This is a genomic window from Microbacterium sp. SWDP-B6 (genome assembly GCF_059803615.1).
In genome coordinates this window covers 1-19,497 of record NZ_JAPFGV010000008.1, presented here as the reverse complement: position 1 = coordinate 19,497, position 19,497 = coordinate 1, and the positions used below count along the sequence as shown (strand labels likewise).

General features: G+C 69.6%; 20 protein-coding genes. 12 read left to right on the top strand and 8 right to left on the bottom strand.

Translation table 11 applies throughout. The annotated features are described in order from the left end of the window. The first annotated feature begins 1 nt into the window (after position 1). The 4 genes from OPU70_RS11675 (at position 2) to OPU70_RS11660 (ending at position 3,313) form a co-directional block, all read left to right on the top strand. On the top strand, positions 2-409 hold the full coding sequence (locus OPU70_RS11675) for a GntR family transcriptional regulator (RefSeq protein WP_042541223.1): 408 nt from the start codon (positions 2-4) through the stop codon (positions 407-409). Next, a complete protein-coding gene (locus tag OPU70_RS11670) occupies positions 406-1,323 on the top strand; it encodes an ABC transporter ATP-binding protein (protein WP_498557841.1) in 918 nt (305 codons plus the stop codon). The genes OPU70_RS11675 and OPU70_RS11670 overlap by 4 nt, the downstream gene beginning before the upstream one ends. Continuing rightward, complete coding sequence (locus tag OPU70_RS11665) at positions 1,323-2,009, top strand: hypothetical protein (protein WP_498557840.1); 687 nt, start codon at positions 1,323-1,325, stop codon at positions 2,007-2,009. Before OPU70_RS11670 ends, OPU70_RS11665 begins: the two co-directional genes overlap by 1 nt. Before the next feature lie 158 nt (positions 2,010-2,167). Next, positions 2,168-3,313 (top strand): FUSC family protein, encoded by a 1,146-nt coding sequence (locus OPU70_RS11660; RefSeq protein ID WP_498557839.1) that lies wholly within the window; start codon positions 2,168-2,170, stop codon positions 3,311-3,313. A gap of 3 nt (positions 3,314-3,316) precedes the next feature. Here the strand turns inward: OPU70_RS11660 and OPU70_RS11655 are convergent, their stop codons facing one another. Continuing rightward, positions 3,317-3,898 carry a helix-turn-helix domain-containing protein gene (locus tag OPU70_RS11655; RefSeq protein ID WP_498557838.1) on the bottom strand — a complete coding sequence of 194 codons (582 nt, stop codon included), beginning with the start codon at positions 3,896-3,898 and terminating at the stop codon, positions 3,317-3,319. A 75-nt stretch (positions 3,899-3,973) separates the two neighbouring features. Here OPU70_RS11655 and OPU70_RS11650 point away from each other — a divergent pair, with 75 nt between their 5' ends. After that, the gene (locus OPU70_RS11650) at positions 3,974-5,380 is read left to right on the top strand and encodes an MFS transporter (RefSeq protein WP_498557837.1); all 1,407 of its coding nucleotides are present in this window, start codon (positions 3,974-3,976) and stop codon (positions 5,378-5,380) included. Between the two features lie 47 nt (positions 5,381-5,427). On the opposite strand, the gene OPU70_RS11645 is transcribed toward OPU70_RS11650, so the two are convergent. Beyond that, positions 5,428-6,015 (bottom strand): hypothetical protein, encoded by a 588-nt coding sequence (locus OPU70_RS11645; RefSeq protein ID WP_498557836.1) that lies wholly within the window; start codon positions 6,013-6,015, stop codon positions 5,428-5,430. A 224-nt stretch (positions 6,016-6,239) separates the two neighbouring features. Here OPU70_RS11645 and OPU70_RS11640 point away from each other — a divergent pair, with 224 nt between their 5' ends. Then, positions 6,240-6,698, top strand: coding sequence for a GyrI-like domain-containing protein (locus OPU70_RS11640; RefSeq protein WP_498557835.1), 459 nt, complete (start codon positions 6,240-6,242; stop codon positions 6,696-6,698). 30 nt (positions 6,699-6,728) lie between these two features. On the opposite strand, the gene OPU70_RS11635 is transcribed toward OPU70_RS11640, so the two are convergent. Beyond that, the gene (locus tag OPU70_RS11635; protein ID WP_042541213.1) at positions 6,729-6,947 is read right to left on the bottom strand and encodes an SCO4848 family membrane protein; all 219 of its coding nucleotides are present in this window, start codon (positions 6,945-6,947) and stop codon (positions 6,729-6,731) included. A gap of 91 nt (positions 6,948-7,038) precedes the next feature. Between OPU70_RS11635 and OPU70_RS11630 the strand changes: the two genes are divergently transcribed. The 5 genes from OPU70_RS11630 to OPU70_RS11610 all read left to right on the top strand — a co-directional run bounded on the left by OPU70_RS11630 (position 7,039) and on the right by OPU70_RS11610 (position 13,324). Continuing rightward, positions 7,039-7,665: an RNA polymerase sigma factor gene (locus OPU70_RS11630; RefSeq protein WP_231567584.1), complete on the top strand. Its 627-nt coding sequence runs from the start codon at positions 7,039-7,041 to the stop codon at positions 7,663-7,665. Next, positions 7,662-8,144 (top strand): hypothetical protein, encoded by a 483-nt coding sequence (locus OPU70_RS11625; RefSeq protein ID WP_042541211.1) that lies wholly within the window; start codon positions 7,662-7,664, stop codon positions 8,142-8,144. The genes OPU70_RS11630 and OPU70_RS11625 overlap by 4 nt, the downstream gene beginning before the upstream one ends. A 186-nt stretch (positions 8,145-8,330) precedes the next feature. Then, positions 8,331-9,905 (top strand): S8 family peptidase, encoded by a 1,575-nt coding sequence (locus tag OPU70_RS11620; RefSeq protein ID WP_498557834.1) that lies wholly within the window; start codon positions 8,331-8,333, stop codon positions 9,903-9,905. A 184-nt stretch (positions 9,906-10,089) separates the two neighbouring features. Next, positions 10,090-12,588 (top strand): CHAT domain-containing protein, encoded by a 2,499-nt coding sequence (locus OPU70_RS11615; RefSeq protein ID WP_228385618.1) that lies wholly within the window; start codon positions 10,090-10,092, stop codon positions 12,586-12,588. 307 nt (positions 12,589-12,895) lie between these two features. Continuing rightward, positions 12,896-13,324 (top strand): META domain-containing protein, encoded by a 429-nt coding sequence (locus tag OPU70_RS11610; RefSeq protein WP_153302113.1) that lies wholly within the window; start codon positions 12,896-12,898, stop codon positions 13,322-13,324. A gap of 8 nt (positions 13,325-13,332) precedes the next feature. On the opposite strand, the gene OPU70_RS11605 is transcribed toward OPU70_RS11610, so the two are convergent. The 5 genes from OPU70_RS11605 to OPU70_RS11585 are packed head-to-tail and all read right to left on the bottom strand — an operon-like array spanning position 13,333 to position 17,864. Next, entirely contained in the window at positions 13,333-14,109 is a 777-nt protein-coding gene (locus tag OPU70_RS11605) for a DeoR/GlpR family DNA-binding transcription regulator (protein ID WP_079111948.1), read from the bottom strand. Positions 14,110-14,128: 19 nt separating this feature from the next. Beyond that, positions 14,129-15,016, bottom strand: coding sequence for a class II fructose-bisphosphate aldolase (locus OPU70_RS11600; RefSeq protein ID WP_079111947.1), 888 nt, complete (start codon positions 15,014-15,016; stop codon positions 14,129-14,131). After that, a complete protein-coding gene (locus OPU70_RS11595) occupies positions 15,013-15,954 on the bottom strand; it encodes a 1-phosphofructokinase family hexose kinase (RefSeq protein WP_079111946.1) in 942 nt (313 codons plus the stop codon). Before OPU70_RS11595 ends, OPU70_RS11600 begins: the two co-directional genes overlap by 4 nt. Continuing rightward, entirely contained in the window at positions 15,951-16,943 is a 993-nt protein-coding gene (locus tag OPU70_RS11590; RefSeq protein WP_079111945.1) for an ROK family protein, read from the bottom strand. The genes OPU70_RS11595 and OPU70_RS11590 overlap by 4 nt, the downstream gene beginning before the upstream one ends. Before the next feature lie 24 nt (positions 16,944-16,967). After that, entirely contained in the window at positions 16,968-17,864 is an 897-nt protein-coding gene (locus OPU70_RS11585; protein ID WP_498557833.1) for an SIS domain-containing protein, read from the bottom strand. Between the two features lie 290 nt (positions 17,865-18,154). Here OPU70_RS11585 and OPU70_RS11580 point away from each other — a divergent pair, with 290 nt between their 5' ends. Beyond that, positions 18,155-19,399 carry an extracellular solute-binding protein gene (locus OPU70_RS11580; protein WP_042541200.1) on the top strand — a complete coding sequence of 415 codons (1,245 nt, stop codon included), beginning with the start codon at positions 18,155-18,157 and terminating at the stop codon, positions 19,397-19,399. The last annotated feature ends 98 nt before the right edge of the window (positions 19,400-19,497 follow it).

Here is a 19,497-nt window from a genome sequence, read left to right as displayed (position 1 = left end):
CGTGATCGAAGAAGGCAAGCCGCTCTTCCTCCAGATCGCCGAGCAGATCGAGGACTCGATCCTCGACGGCTCACTCTCGGAGGAATCGCAGGCGCCCTCGACCAACGAGCTCGCCGGCTTCTACCGGATCAACCCCGCGACAGCAGCCAAGGGAGTCGCCATGCTCACCGACAAGGGAGTGCTGTACAAGCGCCGCGGCATCGGCATGTTCGTCGCCGCCGGAGCGAAGGATCTGCTCCTCGGCGAGCGCCGCGCCGCATTCGCCGACCGCTACATCGACCCGCTCCTCGCCGAGGCCCGCACGCTGGGGCTCGGCGCCGAAGACCTCGCCGCCCTGCTCCGCGAGCGGGCAGCGCAGGCAGCCCAGACATCGCAGACACCCCAGACAGAAGGGAAGACCCCCGCATGACCGCCGTCATCGAGGTGCAGAACCTCACGAAGCACTACAAGGAGAAGAACGCACTCGACAACGTGTCGCTCACCCTCGAGGGCGGCGCGATCTATGGACTGCTCGGCCGCAACGGGGCGGGCAAGACCACGCTCATGTCGATCCTGACCGCGCAGAACTTCGAGTCGTCGGGCACCGTGCGCGTCTTCGGCGAGCACCCCTACGAGAACACGCACGTCCTCAACCGCATCTGCTTCGTGCGCGAGAGCCAGAAGTACCCCGACGACGCATACCCGCGTCACGCGTTCAAGGCTGCGAGCCTGTTCTTCCGCAACTGGAGCCAGGAACTCGCCGACGAGCTCATCGAGCAGTTCCAGCTGCCGATGAAGCAGACGATCAAGAAGCTCTCGCGCGGCCAGCTCTCGGCCGTCGGGGTCATCATCGGTCTCGCCTCGCGCGCCGAGCTGACCTTCTTCGACGAGCCCTACCTGGGTCTCGACGCGGTCGCCAGACAGATCTTCTACGACCGCCTGCTCGAGGACTACGCCGAGCACCCTCGAACCATCGTCCTCTCGTCGCACCTGATCGACGAGGTGTCGAACCTCATCGAGAAGGTCATCGTGATCGACAACGGGCAGATCCTGCTCGACGAAGACACGGATGCCGTGCGCGACCGCGCCGTCACCGTGGTCGGCGACGCCGCCAAGGTCGACGCCTGGGCATCCGGCCGCGAGGTTCTGCACCGGGAGTCCCTCGGCCGAGTCGCCTCCGTCACCGTGCTCGGGGCGCTGTCTGCCGCCGACCGCGCCGAGGTCACGGCATCCGGTCTCGATCTCGCTCCGGTGTCGCTGCAGCAGCTGATCGTGCGTCTCACCCAGAAGGCCGAGGCGGGCACTGCCACCAGAGCCTCAGCCGCGAAAGAGGAGGCCCGCTGATGCGACGCACACTCAACGTCATCCGCCTGCAGCTGATCAACCGCCAGACGTTCATCTGGGTGCCGCTGATCATCCTCGGCTCCGCGGTGGTCATCTCGATACTCATCTACGCGATGATCCCGACCGAGGGCCCGAAGTACGGCGGCGGCGGCCAGGCTCCGCTCTGGTACTTCTTCGCCATCGGCCTCTCGGCGATGACACTGACCTTCCCGTTCTCGCAGGCGATGAGCATCACCCGGCGCGACTTCTTCTTCGGGACCATGCTCACGGCGATCCTGGGCAGCGCGTTCCTGGGGATCGTGTTCCTGATCGGCGGGGGCATCGAGACGCTGACGAACGGATACGGCATCAACGGCTACGTGTTCTACCTGCCGTGGCTCTGGGAGGCGGGTCCGCTGGGGGCGTTCACCGTGTACTTCACCCTCGCCCTCTTCCTGTTCGTCGTCGGGTTCACCGGGGCGACGATCTACAAGAGCTGGGGACCCACCGTTCTCACCATCGCGAGCGTCGGCCTGGGCCTCGTCCTCGTGGGGCTCGCCTTCCTCGCGACGAGACTCGAGCTGTGGGATGAGGTGTGGCGGGGGATCCTCGACGCCGGCGCGCTCGGACTCGCACTGTGGGGCCTCGTCGCGACCGCGGTGCTCGCGGGCATATCGTTCCTCGCCTTCCGCAGGGCCATCCCCTGATCACCCTTTGATCACTCGGCGCCGGTCGCTCCTCATGGGGCGGCCGGCGTCGTCGCGTTCCGACCGATACCCGCCCTCACCGCCAGATGCAACCAGGTGCGAGGACGGATGCCGAACGGCTAGCGTCATCCCTTCGGGGAGGATGACGAGAGGATGCCGTGACGAACATCAGAACACGAGTGCGCGCGCGCCGCCCTGGCATCGTGCGCTCGCTGCGCGAGGCGGTCGACCCCGCCCGGCTGCTGCTCGTCACCAAGACCGCACTGGCGGTCGGACTCGCGTGGCTGATCGCCCCTCACACGCCCGGAGTCACCGACGAGTACCCGTACTACGCGCCGCTCGGCGCGCTGGTCAGCATGTATCCGACGCTGATGGGATCGGTGCGATCGGGCCTGCAGACCCTGCTCGGACTCGCCACCGGCATCGGACTCGCCGCGATCGTCGTGTTGACCGTAGGGCCGACGTGGTGGTCGATCCCGGCCGTGGTCGGCGTCGGCGTGCTGGTCTCGGGCACCGGCTGGTTCGGCGTCGGCCGAGAGTACGTGCCGATGGCCGCGCTGTTCGTGCTGATCGTCGGCGGCCAGAACGCCGACGAGTACTCGCTCGGCTACCTCGTGCAGATGGGGGTCGGAGTGATCGTCGGCCTCATCGTGAACCTGGTGATCGCCCCCGCGCCGCTCACTCTCGCCGCCGCGGCCAAGGTCGACGCCTTCCGCACGCAGCTGAGCGAGCACCTGCACGACATCGGATCGGCCGTCTCGGAATCCTGGCCCCCGGAGAACGAGAAGTGGGCCGACGATGCGTCATCGCTCGCCGACACGACGTCAGAGCTTCGCACCGCGCTGTCTGACGCCGACGACAGCCGGCGAGGCAACCCACGTGCGTCCGGGCGCCGCGGAGAGACGCAGCACATCCACGCCGAACTCGCGCGACTCGATCGCATCGCCCACCTGATCCGCGACATCTCCGACGAGGTCGCCGACACCATCTGGGATCGCCCTGGCGCGCTCGAACTGGATGCGGCGCTGCCCGAACCGCTCTCGGCCGCGTGCCACGCCGTCGCCGAGGTCATCGTGCAGCAGGATCCGCTCACGCCCGCAGATCACCGCGCTCGCGGGGAGGCGGCCCGTGCGATCAGGCTGCTGCTCGCGACCGTCGACGACCGCACGATCGATGTGCGGCGCTCGATGGGCCCCGGCGTGCTCGCGGCCATGCAGCTGCGCCGCATCCTCATCCTCAGCGGCCATCGGGAGCCGGAAGAGACAGCGGAGGACGAGGCCGCGACGGAGCCGGAGGGCGCGTAGCGGTCAGATCGTGTCGTCGGCGGCGACGAGATCGATCTGCCAGAAGCGGCCTTCAGGATCGTCATCGTCATGCGCGGCTTCAGCCTCGGCCACCGCCTTGTCGAAGATCTCCATGACCGCCGTGAACTCGGCCTCGGTGAGCCGGGTGGTCCGCTGCTGGAACACGGCGTGGATGCCCGAGGCTCGACCTCCGTAGTACTCGGGCGACCACGCGATCACACGCTGGAGAAGGTCCTGGTGCTCGGTGGCCACGGCTCGCACGACGGCGTCGCCGAGCTCCTCGTCGGCCACCGGGTGGTCGGGGTCGCCCACGCTCATCGCACCCTTCACCGGCGCCCAGACGCGGTCTCGACGATCTCGCGCGTGCTCCGGAGCCTCGACGATGAGGCCCGCATCAGCGAGGGTGCGCAGGTGGAAGCTGACGCTGTTCGCGGCGACGTCGAGCTCGGCGGCGATGTCGGCGGCGCGCATGTGGTGGCGTCGGGCGAGCAGGCGAAGGATCCTTCGCCGCAGCGGATGCGTGTAGGCCTTGAGCATGGCCGTCGTCATCCATACGGGATCTTCGCCGTGAATGCCGTCGCCCATGCTCAGATCCTACTCGCACGAGTCATTGCGCAAGAGTAGTTGCGCAAGTCTTCTTGCGGAACTACTCTCTAGAGCATGACGACGACCGTGACCGCACCACACCGGCTCTGGCGGAACGCCCGGTATCTGACCTGGCTCGTGAGCGACACGAGCAGGGGTCTCGCGGCGACGCTGTTCGCCTTCGCGATCCCCCTGCTCGCCCTGGTGGTCACCGATGACCCCGCTCAAGCGGGCATCATCGGCGGTGCGGGCATGGTCGCGCGACTGATCCTCACGCTCGCCGGCGGCATCCTGGCCGATCGGCACCGGCGCATCGTCCTCATGCTCATCGGCTCTCTGATCGGCATCCTGCTGGCGGGGGCCTTCACACTGCTGGCTCTCGCCGATGCTCTCACCTTCGGCACCCTGCTCGCGGCGAACGTGCTGCTGGCCGCGCGCAGCGGTCTCTTCGACGTCGCCGGCGAGAGCGCGATCAAGGAGATCGTGCCCGACGACGCGATGGGCAGGGCTCAGGCGGCGAACCAGGGGCGGGATGCCGCGCTGCAGCTGGCCGGCGGCCCTCTGGGCGGACTGCTTCTCGGCGTGGGCGGCTGGCTGGTCGGCGCCGTCATGACTCTCTGCCACGCCGTCGCCGCGGTGACGGCATGGATGCTGCGGCGAGCGGCGCGCCGCGCCGGAATCACCGACACGGGGGCGGAGGCCGACGCAGCTGCCGAGCGGCCGTCCGGAGAGCATCCGAACAGCGACGGGCGTATCGCCGCGGGGCTCGCCGTGGATCCGGCAGACGGTCTGGGCCTCCCCCCAGACACCGCATCGGATGCCGGTGCGCGAGGCAAGACCAGCGCATGGGCAGAGCTCCGCGAGGGCTTCGCCTGGTTGTTCTCCCGACCCGACCTGGGCGGCGTGCTCCTGATCATCACGATCATCAACCTCGGCTTCAACGCCGCGATCACGACTGTCATGTACGCACTCCAGCAGGCCGGCTACTCCGAGCTCCTGATCGGCTCACTGGGCGCTGGCGTGGGTGCGGTCATGCTCGTCGGGGCGATCGTGGCCCCGATGCTCGTGCCGCGCATCCGCACGGGAGTCCTCGCCATCGCGGGCCTCTCCGGGGGCGCGATCGGCTCGATCCTGCTCTCGATGGTCACCGAACCGTGGGCGATCGTCGTCGTGCTCGGCGCCTCGGTGCTGCTGCTTCCCGCTCTCAACGCGGGGATGATGGGCTACTTCATGGTCGCGACGCCGACACAGCTGCTCGGACGGGCGAACAGTGCCGCGGGCGTTCTCGGCATGGGCGCGCTGCCGCTCGCGCCGCTGATCGCGGGCTTCGGCCTCACCTGGATCGGCCGCGAATGGACGATCCTCGTGTGCGCGGCGCTCTGCATCGTCGCCGTCGCCCTCGCGCTCGGCAACCGCGCGCTGCGCGCCCTGCCGGTCGAGGCGCGCTGGGCCGAGCACGCGAAGCAGTACGAGAACGCCTGAGCCGTACGTTCGCGCCGCCTGCCGCGTCGTCGGCCTCTCGCGGTGGTTCACGTCGACGATCGGGAGTTCTCGAGCTTCGCGACACGCAATGAAAGGAACAGCGACAGGCTCCCGAGCAGAAGCTGGGCGATGATCACGGAAGCATCGATGCTGATGAAGGTGATGACGTCTTGGCTGACAGTGAGTGCGTGCCAGAACCGTGCGAAGAGAGCCGCTGCGATGAGCGCCGGAACATAGCGCCACAGGCCGGGCAGAGCTCCCCGCCATGCGATGACGATCACGGAGACGATCAGGAGCCCTGAGCCCAGGACAGGCGCCACGATCAAACCGTGCGCAAGAGGTTCGGAGAGTGGGAGCCGCAGAAAGTCGAACCACCCGGCGTACGCGTGGCAGATACCGAAGCCGATCAGGGCGATCCTGCCCACGATGCTCTTGCCTACCACGCTGCCGCCGCCGCGCACCCCCACCGCGAACACGATCAGAGCCGCAAGCACGAGGCTCGGTATGAGCGCACCGGGAAGATAGGCGACTCGATACTGCCAGGTCAACAGCGGGTAGACCGCGAAATGGGCTGCCTGACTCAGAGCGGCAGCGAGCAACAGCGCCCCTCCCCACAGCAGCGTCCGATTGGGCAACGGCCCTCGGCTCTCCCGAGAATCCCGGCGCCCCGCCCCATTCTCACTCGTCGCACTTCGCATCAGGCCCCCCAGCTCCATCGCGGGGCCAGCGCCCCCGGCGTCCTCACCCTACGTCCACCATTTCTGGTCCGCCACACCACGCTGGCCGATGTCGGCGCCTCTGCGTAGGATCGGCGGCACGCGCATACGCCCTGGCACGCACACGAACTGAGGAGACGACGATGTCAGCTCTGGAGATCACCGAGAAGCCCCTCCCGTTCGTCCGACTCGCGTCGCTGACCGAGACGGTGGCGTCGCAACCCGAGGTCGCGGCCGTCGTGGGCCCTCTGTTCGACCAGGTCGCCGACGCCCTGAGTGATGCGGGGGCGACGCCGGGGCTCCCGATCGCCGAGTACGACATGAACAAGCACGGCGTGCGCATCACGGTCGGTTTCGTCTACGACGGCCCCGCCGTCGACGGGCTCGTCATCATCGAGCTGCCGGCCGTCGAGTCCGCGTTCACCACCACGCACCTCGGCACCATGGCGACCATCGACGACAGCTGGCATGCGCTGAACGAGGCGATCAGCAACGGCGGCGTCACCGCCGTCGGTGCGTGCCGAGAGGTCTATCTGCGGTCGGAATCCGAAGATCAGGCCGACTGGATCACCGAGCTCCAGCAGCCGGTCACCCGCTCCTGACCGCCTTCGGGCTGACCAGGGCGCTGACCATCAGAGCGCTCCGGCGAGCCCCGCGATGCCGACGATCACCGAGATCAGTGCGAGCACCAGGGCGATCGCGATCAGCACGGCATGCACCTTCAAGAACGTCGTGGCCTTGCCGTCGGCATCCCGAGCCCGGGGGTCCGTCGCGACGCGCTTGTAGAAACGGGGCCACACCAGCACGTTGAAGGCGGCGTTGAGGAACAGGACGACAGCGAGAGCGATCACCTCCCCACGCTAACGCCTCGGAAAAAATACCGAGTCCATGTATCAGCAGGCTCTTGCCGTGCTCCTGACTGGTGTGATCACAATGGGACTCATGATCGACGGGGCACCCGACGGCGCCGGCCTCGATCCTGCACCGGACGACGGTGCGGCTCGCTGGAGGCGAGCCGCCGAGTTCTTCGACGCTTGGCGAGACGGCGACAGCCGCGCGATGGACGACCTCGTGCGGCTGATGACTCCTGTGCTCTGGCATGTCGTGCGGGCCTACGGACTCGAGCGCACCCTCGCCGAAGACGTCATCCAGACGACGTGGCTGCAACTGGTTCGGGGGCACCGCGCCATCACCGATCCGAAGGCGGTCTCAGCCTGGCTCACCACCACCGCACGCCGCGAGGCCTGGCGGGCCGGCAAAGCGCACAACAGGGTCGACACCACGGAGTCGGATGCTCTCGACGCGCTGCTTCCTGAGCAGCAGTCGGCCGAGCATCACGCCACCGTCGGAGAGGAGAATCGCCGGCTGTGGGCTGCGGTGCATCGCCTCGCCGACCGGTGCCAGCGCCTGCTGAGGGTGATCGCCTTCGAGGACCGACCCGACTACGCCCGCCTCGCCGCCGACCTCGCGATGCCGGTCGGCAGCATCGGCCCCACCCGCCAGCGTTGCCTCGCGAAGCTGCGCGACCTGCTCGACGCACCGACACCACGAACGGAGGGCGGCCCATGAGCGAGAACGATGGCGCCAACGGCGGCGACAACCACGAAGATGCCGAGCTGTTCGCGCAGCTGCGTTCACTCTGGCGCGACGTCGACCCGATGCCCGCCGCCCTGATCGATCGCATGATCGCGGCCGTCGCGGCCGAGGGCCTGTCGGAGGAGTACGCGCTGCTCACCCTCGTCGACGAACCGCTCGGTGCCGTGCGCGGCGACGCCGACGCTTTGACCCTGCAGTTCAGCGACGGCACCACCAGCATCCTGCTCCACGTCACCCGCACCGCGACCGGCGCACACCGCGTCGACGGCTGGGTCGACTCGACATCAGGTGGGATCGAACTCGCGCAGGGCGAGCGCATCCGCACGACGACGGCCAACGACACAGGTCGCTTCGTGTTCGACGACGTCCCGGACGGACTGACTCTCGTGCGTCTCAGCACCACGGTCGGCGATCAGGAACGAATCGTGTCGACCCCGCAGTTCGAGTTGTGATCCACCGCGGGGCGACCCGCGCACGATGCGGGGTGACCCGCGCAGACCACCGCTGGGCGACTCCCGCACCTCGCAGGATCCTCCTCACGGGACGCGGGGCATCCCGCACACATTGCGGGTGATCCCGCACAGGACGCGGGTCCGCCCGCACAGGACGCGGGTCCGCCCGCGAGGAGAGGACCGACGATGGAGCAGCCCAAGGGGTGGAGCTGGCAGGACAGAGCTGAGGGATCGATCAGACGCGGCACGGCACTCGATCCGTCGGTCGAGCCCGTCGACGGCGTCAGGGCGTTTCCCACGGCCTACCTGCAGGAGCGTCTGCTGATCACGCAGGATCAGGAGAACGGCCAGGAGGAATACGACCAGGAGATCCACGAGCTGCGCGAAGCGGCCGGGTCGTTCGGCTGGAACCTCGAGATCGAATCGCCGGATGCTGTCCGCGCCGCCGGTCCGCTGGTTCCCGGGGTGCCCGGCTTCGTCCGCGCCCGCCTCACCACCCCCGATGAGCCGACCCGCGGCGAGTCTCCGGTGCCGCCCGACGCCTGGCGCGTCCTGCAGCGCGCCCGCCGCAGCTCCGGCACGCCGATGGCGAGGACCAGCCTCGAGCACGTGCTGTCGATCGACCCTGTCGGCCTCAATCCGTTCAGCCGCACGAATCCCTTCAGCCGCACCAACCCGTTCAGCCGCACCAACCCGGTGCGCGGCGCGGGCGGAGGCGCCGGCGGCAGCGACGACTACCTCGAGCCGGGGCGCGGCGCGCGCCAACCGGTGACCTGGCTCGGGCCGGCACCGCGACGCACCGCCGCCCCGAAGCGCGGCCGCCGCCCCGTGGTGGCGGTGCTCGACACCGGATGCGGAGTGCACGACTGGCTGCCGGACGACATCGTCACCCGGCACCTCGAGATCGACGGCGTGCCGATCGGCCTCACCGACGATGCCGACCCCGAGCGCTATCCCGACCTCTACGGGCAGCTCGACGGCGAGATCGACGCGGTCGCCGGGCACGGCACGTTCATCGCGGGAATCATCCGCCAGACGGCACCGGATGCCGACATCCTCTCGATCCGCATGGCCGGCGCGCTCGGCGTGATCGACGAGAGCACCTTCCTGACCACGGTCGCCCAGGTCGTCGAACTGCTGCGGCGGCACCGCGAGGACCCCTCGACGGGGCATCCGATCGACGTCCTCAACCTGTCCCTCGGGTATTACCACGAGACGCCGACGGATGGCCTCTTCAGCAGGACGCTGCACGCCCTGTTGACGAAGGCGCGGGAGCTCGGGTGCGTGGTGGTCTGCTCGGCGGGCAACGACGCCATCGACCGGCCGTCGTTCCCGGCCTCCCTCTGGCCGTGGCCCGGAGCCGACAACGGCATCCCTCGCGACAAGGACGCCCCGCACGTGTCGGTCGGAGCCCTCAACCCGTCGGGCAGGTCGGTCGCGCTGTTCTCGAACGTCGGCCCGTGGGTGCAGGTGTACGCGCCCGGGGCCGCCGTGGTCAGCACGTCACCCGCCTTCGTCGGTGGCGAGCAGGCGACCACCAGGGCGGATGTCGACGGCCTGCGCCGAGAGACGATCGACCCCGACGACTACCGCGGGGGCTTCTCGATCTGGAGCGGCACGTCGTTCGCGGCGCCGTACGTCGCAGGGCGCGTCGCCGCTCAGCTCGGCTCGGTGCCCGCGCAGGGCGTCACTGCGGATGCCGCGGCCAAGGCCGTAGCCGCGGTGCTGAAGACGCTGCCGTCGCCGGTGACGGGCGGGTAGCCGGGCAGTTCGGCTGAGGATCCCCCGGATGGCTGCCCGCACAGGGCCGGTTCGGCGGCCATCCGTGCATCGGCCAGCCACCCGGCCCAGGTCGGCCACCCGCCCAGGCCAGCCATCCGGACTCAGAAAGCCGGATGCGGCCGCAAGCCTTCCCTGAGACGCGACATACCGCCATTCTGGTGAAGTGCCACTGTCTGCTGCCGAGCTGCATCAGCGCGGCGTCGACGCAGCCAACTCCCGACGGTTCGCGCAGGCGCGGCGTGCGCTGACGACCGCGTCCGCGCGCACCGACGACGCCGATCTGCGCGCGCGCATCGACGGGACCATGGCCTACGTCCTCGCTCAGACGGGGCAGCCCGCGGAGGCCGAGCGCCTGTCGCGCGCAGCGCTGTCTCGACCGGGGCTGAGCGAAGAGACTGTCGCCCTCGCGAACGGGCAGTTGGGCACCCTGCTCATGCACGGCGGACGCCTCGATGAGGCCGACCTCTTTCTCACGAAGGCGATCGACGGCCTCGACGAGGGCTCGATCGAGAGCGCGAACTGCCTGATGAGCCGGTCGATCGTCAGCATGCAGCGGCACCGACTCGACGACTGCTCGGCCGACCTGCAGCGAGCCATCGCCGCCTATGAGGCCCACGGGGCAGACGCACCGCTCGCCGAAGCCCGCCACAACCTCGGCTACGCCGCGCTGCTCGGAGGCGACCTCGTCACAGCGCTCGGGCTGATGACCCGATCGCGGCCGATCCTCGCGGCCACGAGCGACCTCGCCGCAGCGATCAGCGACCTCGACCGCGCCGAGGTGCTGCGCGACGCCGGACTCACCACAGAGGCCGAGGAGCTGCTCGGCACGGTCGCGGTGCGGTTCGGAGCACAGCGGATGCGACAGGCCCGCGGCGAGGCCGAGTTCCACCTCGCCCGGTCGCTGCTGCGGCACGACGCCGCCTCTGCCGAGCGTGCCGCCGCGACCGCATCCCGCCGCTTCGCCGCGCTGGGAAGCGAGAGCTGGGCAGCGCGTGCCGAGGCGGTGCGACTGGAAGCCCGACTGCTCGCTCACCCGAAGGCCACGCCGAATGGCGAGGACTTCGCGCGCACCGCCGCAGCGCTCGCCCGCGGGGGATTCCGCACCGAGGCCACTGCCCTGTCTCTCACGGCACGCCTCGCTGACGGAGGGCGACTGCCACGACTCACCCGCGATGCCCCGACTCCCCTGCGCCTGCGCGAGCACGAGGTCCGTGCGGTGCGCGCGGCGTATGCAGGCAAGGATGCCGATGCCCGCCGTGCCGCCGCCGCCGGCCTCGATCTGCTCACCGCGTGGCAGCAGTCGTTCGGCGCGCTCGACCTGCAGGCGTCCGTCGCGATGCACGGCACCGAGCTGATGTTCACCGGACTCGCCGCCGCCGCACGATCACGCGACCCCGAGGTGCTGTTCGAGTGGTCGGAGCGCGCCAGGCATCTGAGCCAGCAGGTCGCTCCCGTTCGCCCACCGCACGACGAGGAGCTGTCGGCCGACCTGGCCGAACTGCGCATGCTGCGCGCCGACCTCGCGGGGTCGGACTGGACGACCGATGCCCGGGTGCGCGAGCTGCGGGATCGGGTTCGCGACCGGCAGTGGTCGTCGACCGGAGTCGGCGGAAGCCACGAACGCCTCGGGCTGCGCGAGACCAGGGCCCGGCTCGACGATGACACGGCGATCCTCGCGTACGTCTTCACTCGTGACGAACTGCTCTGCGTCGTGGTGACGGCATCCGCGTCGTCGATCGTCGAGCTGTCGCTGCCGCGCATCGAGGCTGCGCTCGACGGTCTCCGCGCCGACCTCGACGTCGCAGCGCTCACCCATGGCGGGCCGATGGCGCCGGTCGTTCAGCGGTCTCTCGACGAGAGGCTGCGCCGACTCGACGAGGCCCTCCTCGCGCCTGCCCGCGCGGCGGCGGGAGGGGCTGCCCGTCTCACGCTGACGGTTCCCGGCATCCTCGGCGGCATCCCCTGGGCGATGCTCCCCGGCATGCGCGGAACGCCGTTCACGATCGCGACCTCGGTGTCGCGCTGGCTCGGCGAGTCGCCTCGACGTCCCGATTCCACGTCGACATCTCGCCTGGCGGACGCCTCGCAGATGGCGCCTTCACGCACGGACGGGGCCTCCACACCGGCCCCGACGGCAGGGTTCGCGACCGGCCCTCGGGTCGCGCGCGCCGAAGAGGAGGTGCGCCGCGCCGCCGGAGCGTGGCGCGACGCGCGGATGCTGACCGGTGAGCGCGCGCGGGTGTCGGCCGTCACCGAGCTCGCCGAGCAGGTCGACGTGCTGCACATCGCCGCCCACGGTCGTCACGCGGTCGACAACCCGCTGTTCTCGGGGTTCGAGCTCCACGACGGCACACTGTTCGGCTACGACGTCGACCTGATCTCGCGGGCGCCGGCCACCGTGGTGCTCTCGGCCTGCGAGCTGGGCCGCTCGTCGGTGCGCTGGGGCGAGGAGGCATTGGGCATGACGAGGGTCTGGCTGCACGCCGGCACCGGCTGCGTCATCGCCGCACCGGTGGTGGTGGCAGACGACATCGCCTGCGAGCTGCTCGGCGCCGTGCACGTCGAGTTGGCGGCCGGTGCGCCCCCGGCCGTCGCGCTGGCGGCCGCAGCCGAATCCACCGGACTCCGTGCACCGTTCCAGTGCCACGGAAGCGGTCTCTGAATCTTTTCTCCACTCGATGTATCAGAACATCGGTGGCCCGCTCCTTATCTCTAGAAGGTGCCGGCGAAGGGCTTCGGAAACGAAGCGCGAGGGAGGCGCAGTCGAACTGGGGAAACCCTCGTGCACTGGGGAGTGTGAGGGAACGACAGGTCACCATCTACTCCGGGGGTGCCGCGAGAGGGGTCGCGGCACCCCCACCAGGAGTCCGCACGGTTCTCGGCTTGTCAGGCTCGTGTCCGCGTGCCAAGATCACAGGCACATTCGGCACCGACGTCAGGGTGCCCCGGCGTGCGGAGAGCTGGTCGTGATGAGGTCGAAACGAGTGCTTGCAGTCGTCGCAGTGGCGTTCATCTGCGCCGCGGTGTCCGTGGGCTGCACGGACCAGGGGCAGGGTTCCGTGACGCCGAGCCCCACGGCCGCTGACCCGACACCCTCACCGGGTGCGGCGGTGGTGGGCGAATGGGCCGCGGCGGAGGGTCCGGACGTGAACCTGACTCTGAATGCAGATGGGTCGTTGGTCGGCTTCGACGGCTGCAACGCGCACACCGGGGTCTGGAGCGGCCCGGACGGTGGAACCATCCACCTCGAGTTCGGGGGGCATACGGAAGCCGGCTGCCCCGAGGGCGTCGTGCCGTGGCTCGCACTGTCCGACGGGGCGACGATGCGCGGCGACACGCTCGCGCTCTTCGGGCCCACGGATGGACCGACCGGCGAGCTGGTGCGGTCCGAGGACTGATCGGCAGGTCAGGCCGTCAGGACCTCGTAGCCCGCATCGCGGAACGCGGCGAGCGCCGCGGCATCCGCCCCGTCGTCGGTCAGGAGAACGGGGAACAGCTCCGAGCCGCCGACGGCCGCGAACGCCACCGTGCCGATCTTGCTGCTGTCGGTGACGACCACGGCGCGGCGGGCTCGCTCGGCCATCATGCGGTTCACCGCGGCTTCGCGCTCGTCCTGCGTGGTGGCTCCGGCCACCGCATCCATGCCGTTGACCCCGATGAAGGCGATGTCGAGCCGCACCCCCCTCAGCAGCTGCTCGACGAACGGGCCCACCAGCTCATAGCTGCGCGAGTGGATCACCCCGCCGGTGACGACGACCTTGATGTCAGGCCGGGTCGCGAGCTGGGCGGCGATGTTCACGGCATTGGTGACGACGGTGATGCCGGGCCCCGCCGCGAGATCGTCGCGAGCGGCGAGCGCTGCGGCGATGGCCGTGGTCGTGGTTCCGCCCGATAACCCGACGACCATGCCCGGTGCGACGAGCGCGGCGGCCGCCAGGGCGATGCTCTCCTTCTCGTGCGCGCGCTGGTGGCTCTTGTAGCGGATCGGCAGCTCGTAGGCGACCGAGTGCGCGACAGCCCCGCCGTGCGTGCGGGTGAGCAGACGCTGCTCGGCGAGCGAGTCGAGATCGCGACGGGTGGTGGCGGCCGAGGCGCCGAAGCGCTCGACGAGCTCGTCGACGTTCACCTCGCCGTCCTCGGCCAGCAGGTCGAGGATCGCATTCAGGCGGGCGGCGCGCTTCATGTCACCATCCTGCCCGTGTTCACGCGGGTCGCCCCGCAACTCCGGCGGACTCGAGCGCGAACAGCCGCAGCATCCGCGCGGCTTCGCCTGCGAGCGCCTCGCGCGCGGGCGAGAGGTACTTGCGCGAGTCGACGAGCTTCTCATCGGTGTCGAGCGTCGAGCGGATCGCCCGGGTGAAGAAGCCGTTCAGATGCGTCGAGACGTTGATCTTGGTCATGCCCGCGCGCACGGCGTCGGCGATCACGGCATCCGCGACGCCCGAGGATCCGTGCAGCACGAGGGGCACGGCCTGCTCGTCACGACCGCTGCGCTCGAGCGCCTCGCGCAGTCGTCCGATCAGCTCGAGGTCGAGGGATGCCGTGCGATCGGTCATCGCATGCGACGAACCGACCGCCACGGCGAGCGCGTCGACGCCGGTCGCCGCCACGAATGCGCGGGCCTCATCGGGGTCGGTGCGCACACCGGGTGCGTGGGCTCCGTCCTTGCCGCCGACCTCGCCCAGCTCGCCCTCGATGTAGACGCCCGCAGCATGCGCCCGCTCGGCGACGGCCGCGGTGATGGCCACGTTGTCGTCGTAGGGCAGCGCGCCGCCGTCGAACATGACCGAGCCGAATCCGAGGGCGATCGCCTCATCGACGAGCTCGGGGCGCTCGGCGTGATCGAGGTGCACCGCGACCGGCGTCTGCGCGCGTCTCGCCACCGCGAGAGTCGCCAGCGCGATCGGCTCGAGACCCCCGTGATAGTCGGCGCAGTTCTGCGAGATCTGCAGGATCACGGGCAGGCGCGCTGCCTCGGAGGCGCGCACGAGTCCCTCGGCCGTCTCGAGGTGGATCACGTTGAACGCGCCGATGCCGGTGCCGCGTGCCGCGGCATCCGTCACCAGTTCGCGGGCGGAGACCAGGGTCACAGAGGGTCCTCTCGAACGATGGGGTCATAGGGGGCGACGACCAGGCGCTGCTCGAGCGCCGGCCAGTCGTCGGAGATCTCGCCGGCGAGCGGCATGAGCACGGCGGCAGCCGACCAGGCGGTCGCGCGGCGCAGGATCGTCTCCGGATCACGGATGCCGTCGGCATAGAGCACCGCGCACGCGGCCACTCCGGCATCACCGGCGCCGGTGGGGTTGCCCGCGAGCGGAGCGTCGAGACGAGCGTGCAGCACCTCGGATGCCGTGACCGCGAGCATTCCGTCGGCACCGAGCGACAGCAGCACGAGATCGACGCCCCGCTCGATCAGCGAGCGTGCGCCCTCGACCGGGTCGGTGATGCCGGTCGCCTCGATGAGCTCGGCGGCGTTGGGCTTGAGGACGGATGCTCCGGCATCCGCCGCGTGCAGAAGAGCCGGACCCGAGGTGTCGACGATCACCGGCACACCCGCGTCTCGCGCCGTGCCGATGAGCAGCGGAAGGAGCGTCTCAGGCGCCCCGGGCGGAAGGCTGCCCGAGATGACCAGCACCTGTGCGCCGGGGAGGGCGTCGACGACCTCGCCGAGCAGCGCCGCCCACTCGGGATCGGACGGGTTCACGCCCCGTTCGTTGACGATCGTCGTGTCTCCGAGCGCCTCGTCGACCAGGGCGATGCTCTGCCGAGTCGGTCCCACCACAGGCACGAGCCGGTGGCGCACCCCACTCGCACCGAGCTCGGCGGCGAGCTCGACGCCGCTGCGACCTCCGGCCGTCGACACCGCGAGCACCGAGGCGCCCTGCGCGTGCGCGACCCTGGCGACGTTGAGGCCCTTGCCGCCGGCGCGCACGGCGCCGGCATCCGCTCTGTGCGTCTCGCCGAGGGTCAGTCGGTCGACGTGCCAGGTGAGGTCGAGGGCCGGGTTCGGAGTGACGGTGAGGATCATGCGAGCTCCCTCGCGCGCAGCGCCGCGCCCAGGATGCCGGCGTTGCCCGACAGCTCGGCCGGTACGAGCTCGGGAAGTCGATGGAAGCTCAGGCGTTCGGCGAGCCGGGCACGCAGCTCGTCGAAGAGCGCCCCACCGGCGCGCGAGAGCCCGCCGCCGATCACGATGGCCTCGGGGGCGACGACGGCGGTGAGCTGGGCGAGCGACAGGGTGAGGGCGTCGAGCGCCGAGTTCCAGATCTCGGATGCGACGCGGTCGCCGGCCGCGGCACGGGCGATCACGTCCTTCGCGCCATCGGGGCTGATGCCGGTCGCATCGCGGTAGCGACGAGCGATGGCACCTGCCGACGCGACCGCCTCGAGGCAGCCCCTCGCACCGCACGCGCACACCGGTCCATCGGCGATCGGCGAGTGGCCGATCTCACCCGCATAGCCGCCCGCGGTGTAGGGCTCTCCGCCCACGAGCAATGCACCCGCGATGCCGGTGCCGATCACGAGCACCACCGAGTTCGAGTACGCGCGCGCTCCACCGAGACGATGCTCGGCCCAGCTCGCCGCCCGCACGTCGTGATCGAAGGCGACGGGCAGGCCGAGCTTCGCCGAGGCGAGATCGCGCAGCGGAGAATCGTGCCAGCCGAGGTTGCTCGCGAAGACGCCGAGCCCGGCCTCCGCGTCGACGATCCCCGGCACCACGAGCCCTGCGGCCTGCGGAATGACGTCCGGGTGGTCTGCCCGCAGCTCGGCGGCGAGCACCCCGAGTCGCTCGATCAGCACCTCGGTGCGGTCGCCGTCGGCCACGGGGGTCGGCGTGCGACGAAGGCCGAGCGCCGTGCCGTCTGCGTCGAACAGCGCCGATTTGATGTCGGTGCCGCCCACGTCGAAGGCCAGCACCGGAGCGCCGCTGCCCAGAGGACGTGCGGCGGCGAGCTTCTCGCCGGACGCGTCGCTCACGTCGTCGACGATGCTCGCGGCATCCTCAGGGCTGGTCATCGAACTCTCCGCGGGTGGATCGGGTCATGCATCCAGGATGACGGATCGCGTGAGGTTGCGAGGCTGATCGGGGTCGAGACCCTTGGCGACAGCGCGGTCGAGGGCGACGCGGTGCAGGCGCACGAGGTCGGCGAGCGGGTCGATCGGATGCTGCACGAAACGCGCCCCCGTGGCCTCGACCTGCGCGGCCAGACCCTCGGGCGCCTCGCCGAACTGCCAGGTCACGCGGCCGGGTGCGGCGATCGCGATCGGACCGTGGCGGTACTCCATCGACGGGTAGGACTCGGTCCACGACTGCGACGACTCGCGCATCTTCAGAGCGGCCTCGTGTGCGAGACCGACGGTCCACCCGCGGCCGAGGAACGAGTACTGCTCGGCATCGCGCAGCTCGTCGTCGTCCTCTGCCGCGAGCACGGCGGCGGCATCGTCGATCGCACCCGTGAGGTCTTCACCGAGCGAGGCGCGGAACAGCGCCAGAGCGGTGGTCGCGAAGCGCGTCTGCACGACCGACTTCTCATCGGCGAACGGCAGCAGCACCGCTTCGTCCACCAGCGAGACGAGCGGCGAGGTCTCGTCGCCGATCACGCCGATCGTGGGCACTCGGCCCTTGATGCGCTCGACCAGTTCGAGAACTTCGGTCGTCGTGCCCGAGCGCGTCAGCGCGACGACGGCGTCGTAGCCGCGGTCGACGAACGACTCGGAGGCCGCGAACGCGTCGGTCTCACCCTGCCCGGCGGTCTCGCGCAGGAACGCATAGGACTGCGCCATGAACCACGACGTTCCGCAGCCGACGACCGCGATGCGGGCTCCGGATGCCGGCAGCAGCGCCTGCATGTCGCGGAGTTCGACCGCGCGGGTCCACGTCTCGGGCTGCGAGTTCAGTTCTTCGCGCATGTGTGCGCCGGGCAGAAGTTCGGTCATGTCGGGCCCTCCGGACCAGATGTTGCAAGTTTGTGATCGTTTAAGTGCTGATTCGATCATAGTATTTCGACACGAGGAAATCCTGCAAGGTTCCTCTTGATTTGTTTATTCTCCTGACAAATAATCGAACAAGTTCCACCGCCCCTCCGCAGATCCGGTCCGCGGAGGGTTCCTCGAGCCGACCCGGCTTGAACCGATCGCCCAGCCACCGGCGAAGGCGATCACACGCACCGTCGCGTGAGTTGTGCTTGCGACTGTGCACCACCTACACAGTGAGGAATGCAATACACATGAAGAAGTCACTGCGATTCGGTGCCGTCGCCCTGGCGGCGACCGCCACGCTCACGCTCGCTTCGTGCGGGTTCGGCGGCTCGACAGGAGGCGGCGGAGACGCCGAGGGCGAGACGACGCTCAACCTTCTGGTGCCCAGCTACTCCGACGCCACCAAGGGTCTGTGGGAAGACGTGATCGACGGGTTCGAGAAGGAGAACCCCGACATCAAGGTCGACCTCGAGGTGCAGTCGTGGGACAACCTCGAGAAGGTCGTCTCCACCAAGATCCAGGCCGGCGAGGCGCCCGACATCTACAACGGCGGACCCTTCGCCGGATTCGTCGGCGACGAGCTGCTCTACCCGGTCGAGGACGTGGTCTCGGAGGAGACCTACTCCGACTTCCAGGACGCGTTCCTCGCGAACGCCGAGGTCGACGGCACCGCCTACGCCCTGCCGCTGATCGCATCGGCCCGCGCCCTGTTCGTCAACAACGCGCTGCTCGAGCAGGCGGGCGTCGAGGCTCCGACCACCTGGGACGAGCTGCTCGATGCCGCGACCAAGGTGTCGGCACTCGGCGGCGGCGTGGCCGGTTACGGCATGCCGCTCGGTTCCGAAGAGGCCCAGGCCGAAGCGGCCGTGTGGCTGTGGGGCGGCGGCGGATCGTTCGGCGATGCCTCTGAGATCACGATCGACACCCCCGAGAACCTCGCAGGTGCCGAGCAGATCAAGAAGATGATCGACGCGGGCGCCACTCAGGCAGACCCCGGTTCGACGCAGCGCTCGCCCCTGATGGACATCTTCATCCAGGGCAAGATCGGCATGCAGGTCGGCCTGCCGCCGACAGTGGGCCAGATCGAAGAGGGCAACCCCGAGCTCGACTACTCGATCGTCCCGATCCCGACCGAAGACGGCTCCCCGTTCACGCTCGGCGTCATGGACCAGCTGATGGCGTTCCAGAACGACGGCGACAAGCAGGAGGCGATCACCGCCTTCTTCGACTACTACTACTCGGCCGACGTGTACGTGCCGTGGGTGCAGGCCGAGGGCTTCCTGCCCGTCACCAAGTCGGGTGCCGAGCAGCTCGCCGGCGAGGAGGCGCTCAAGCCCTTCCTCGACGTGCTGCCCGACGCGCAGTTCTACCCGTCGACGAACCCGAAGTGGTCGGCGACCGACGGAGCCTTCAAGGCGCTGTTCGGCCAGCTGCAGTCGAAGCCGGCCCAGGACGTCCTGGCCGAGATCCAGGCGCAGGTCGACGCGGGCTGAGTCCCGCTGACCCTGCCCACATCAAGCGACGGAGAGGTTCGGGAATTCCCATGAGCCAGACGAAAGAATCCTCGAACCTCGCGGGGGGGGCCACCGGC

Excerpts from the sequence above, each read along its gene's own strand:
- OPU70_RS11595 (WP_079111946.1), bottom strand. The coding sequence starts at position 15,954 with ATGATCCTCACCGTCACTCCGAACCCGGCCCTCGACCTCACCTGGCAC.
- OPU70_RS11610 (WP_153302113.1), top strand. The coding sequence starts at position 12,896 with ATGAGGTCGAAACGAGTGCTTGCAGTCGTCGCAGTGGCGTTCATCTGC.
- OPU70_RS11605 (WP_079111948.1), bottom strand. The coding sequence starts at position 14,109 with ATGAAGCGCGCCGCCCGCCTGAATGCGATCCTCGACCTGCTGGCCGAG.
- OPU70_RS11620 (WP_498557834.1), top strand. The coding sequence starts at position 8,331 with ATGGAGCAGCCCAAGGGGTGGAGCTGGCAGGACAGAGCTGAGGGATCG.
- OPU70_RS11630 (WP_231567584.1), top strand. The coding sequence starts at position 7,039 with ATGATCGACGGGGCACCCGACGGCGCCGGCCTCGATCCTGCACCGGAC.
- OPU70_RS11665 (WP_498557840.1), top strand. The coding sequence starts at position 1,323 with ATGCGACGCACACTCAACGTCATCCGCCTGCAGCTGATCAACCGCCAG.
- OPU70_RS11585 (WP_498557833.1), bottom strand. The coding sequence starts at position 17,864 with ATGACCGAACTTCTGCCCGGCGCACACATGCGCGAAGAACTGAACTCG.
- OPU70_RS11655 (WP_498557838.1), bottom strand. The coding sequence starts at position 3,898 with ATGGGCGACGGCATTCACGGCGAAGATCCCGTATGGATGACGACGGCC.
- OPU70_RS11670 (WP_498557841.1), top strand. The coding sequence starts at position 406 with ATGACCGCCGTCATCGAGGTGCAGAACCTCACGAAGCACTACAAGGAG.
- OPU70_RS11590 (WP_079111945.1), bottom strand. The coding sequence starts at position 16,943 with ATGACCAGCCCTGAGGATGCCGCGAGCATCGTCGACGACGTGAGCGAC.
- OPU70_RS11650 (WP_498557837.1), top strand. The coding sequence starts at position 3,974 with ATGACGACGACCGTGACCGCACCACACCGGCTCTGGCGGAACGCCCGG.
- OPU70_RS11625 (WP_042541211.1), top strand. The coding sequence starts at position 7,662 with ATGAGCGAGAACGATGGCGCCAACGGCGGCGACAACCACGAAGATGCC.
- OPU70_RS11640 (WP_498557835.1), top strand. The coding sequence starts at position 6,240 with ATGTCAGCTCTGGAGATCACCGAGAAGCCCCTCCCGTTCGTCCGACTC.
- OPU70_RS11580 (WP_042541200.1), top strand. The coding sequence starts at position 18,155 with ATGAAGAAGTCACTGCGATTCGGTGCCGTCGCCCTGGCGGCGACCGCC.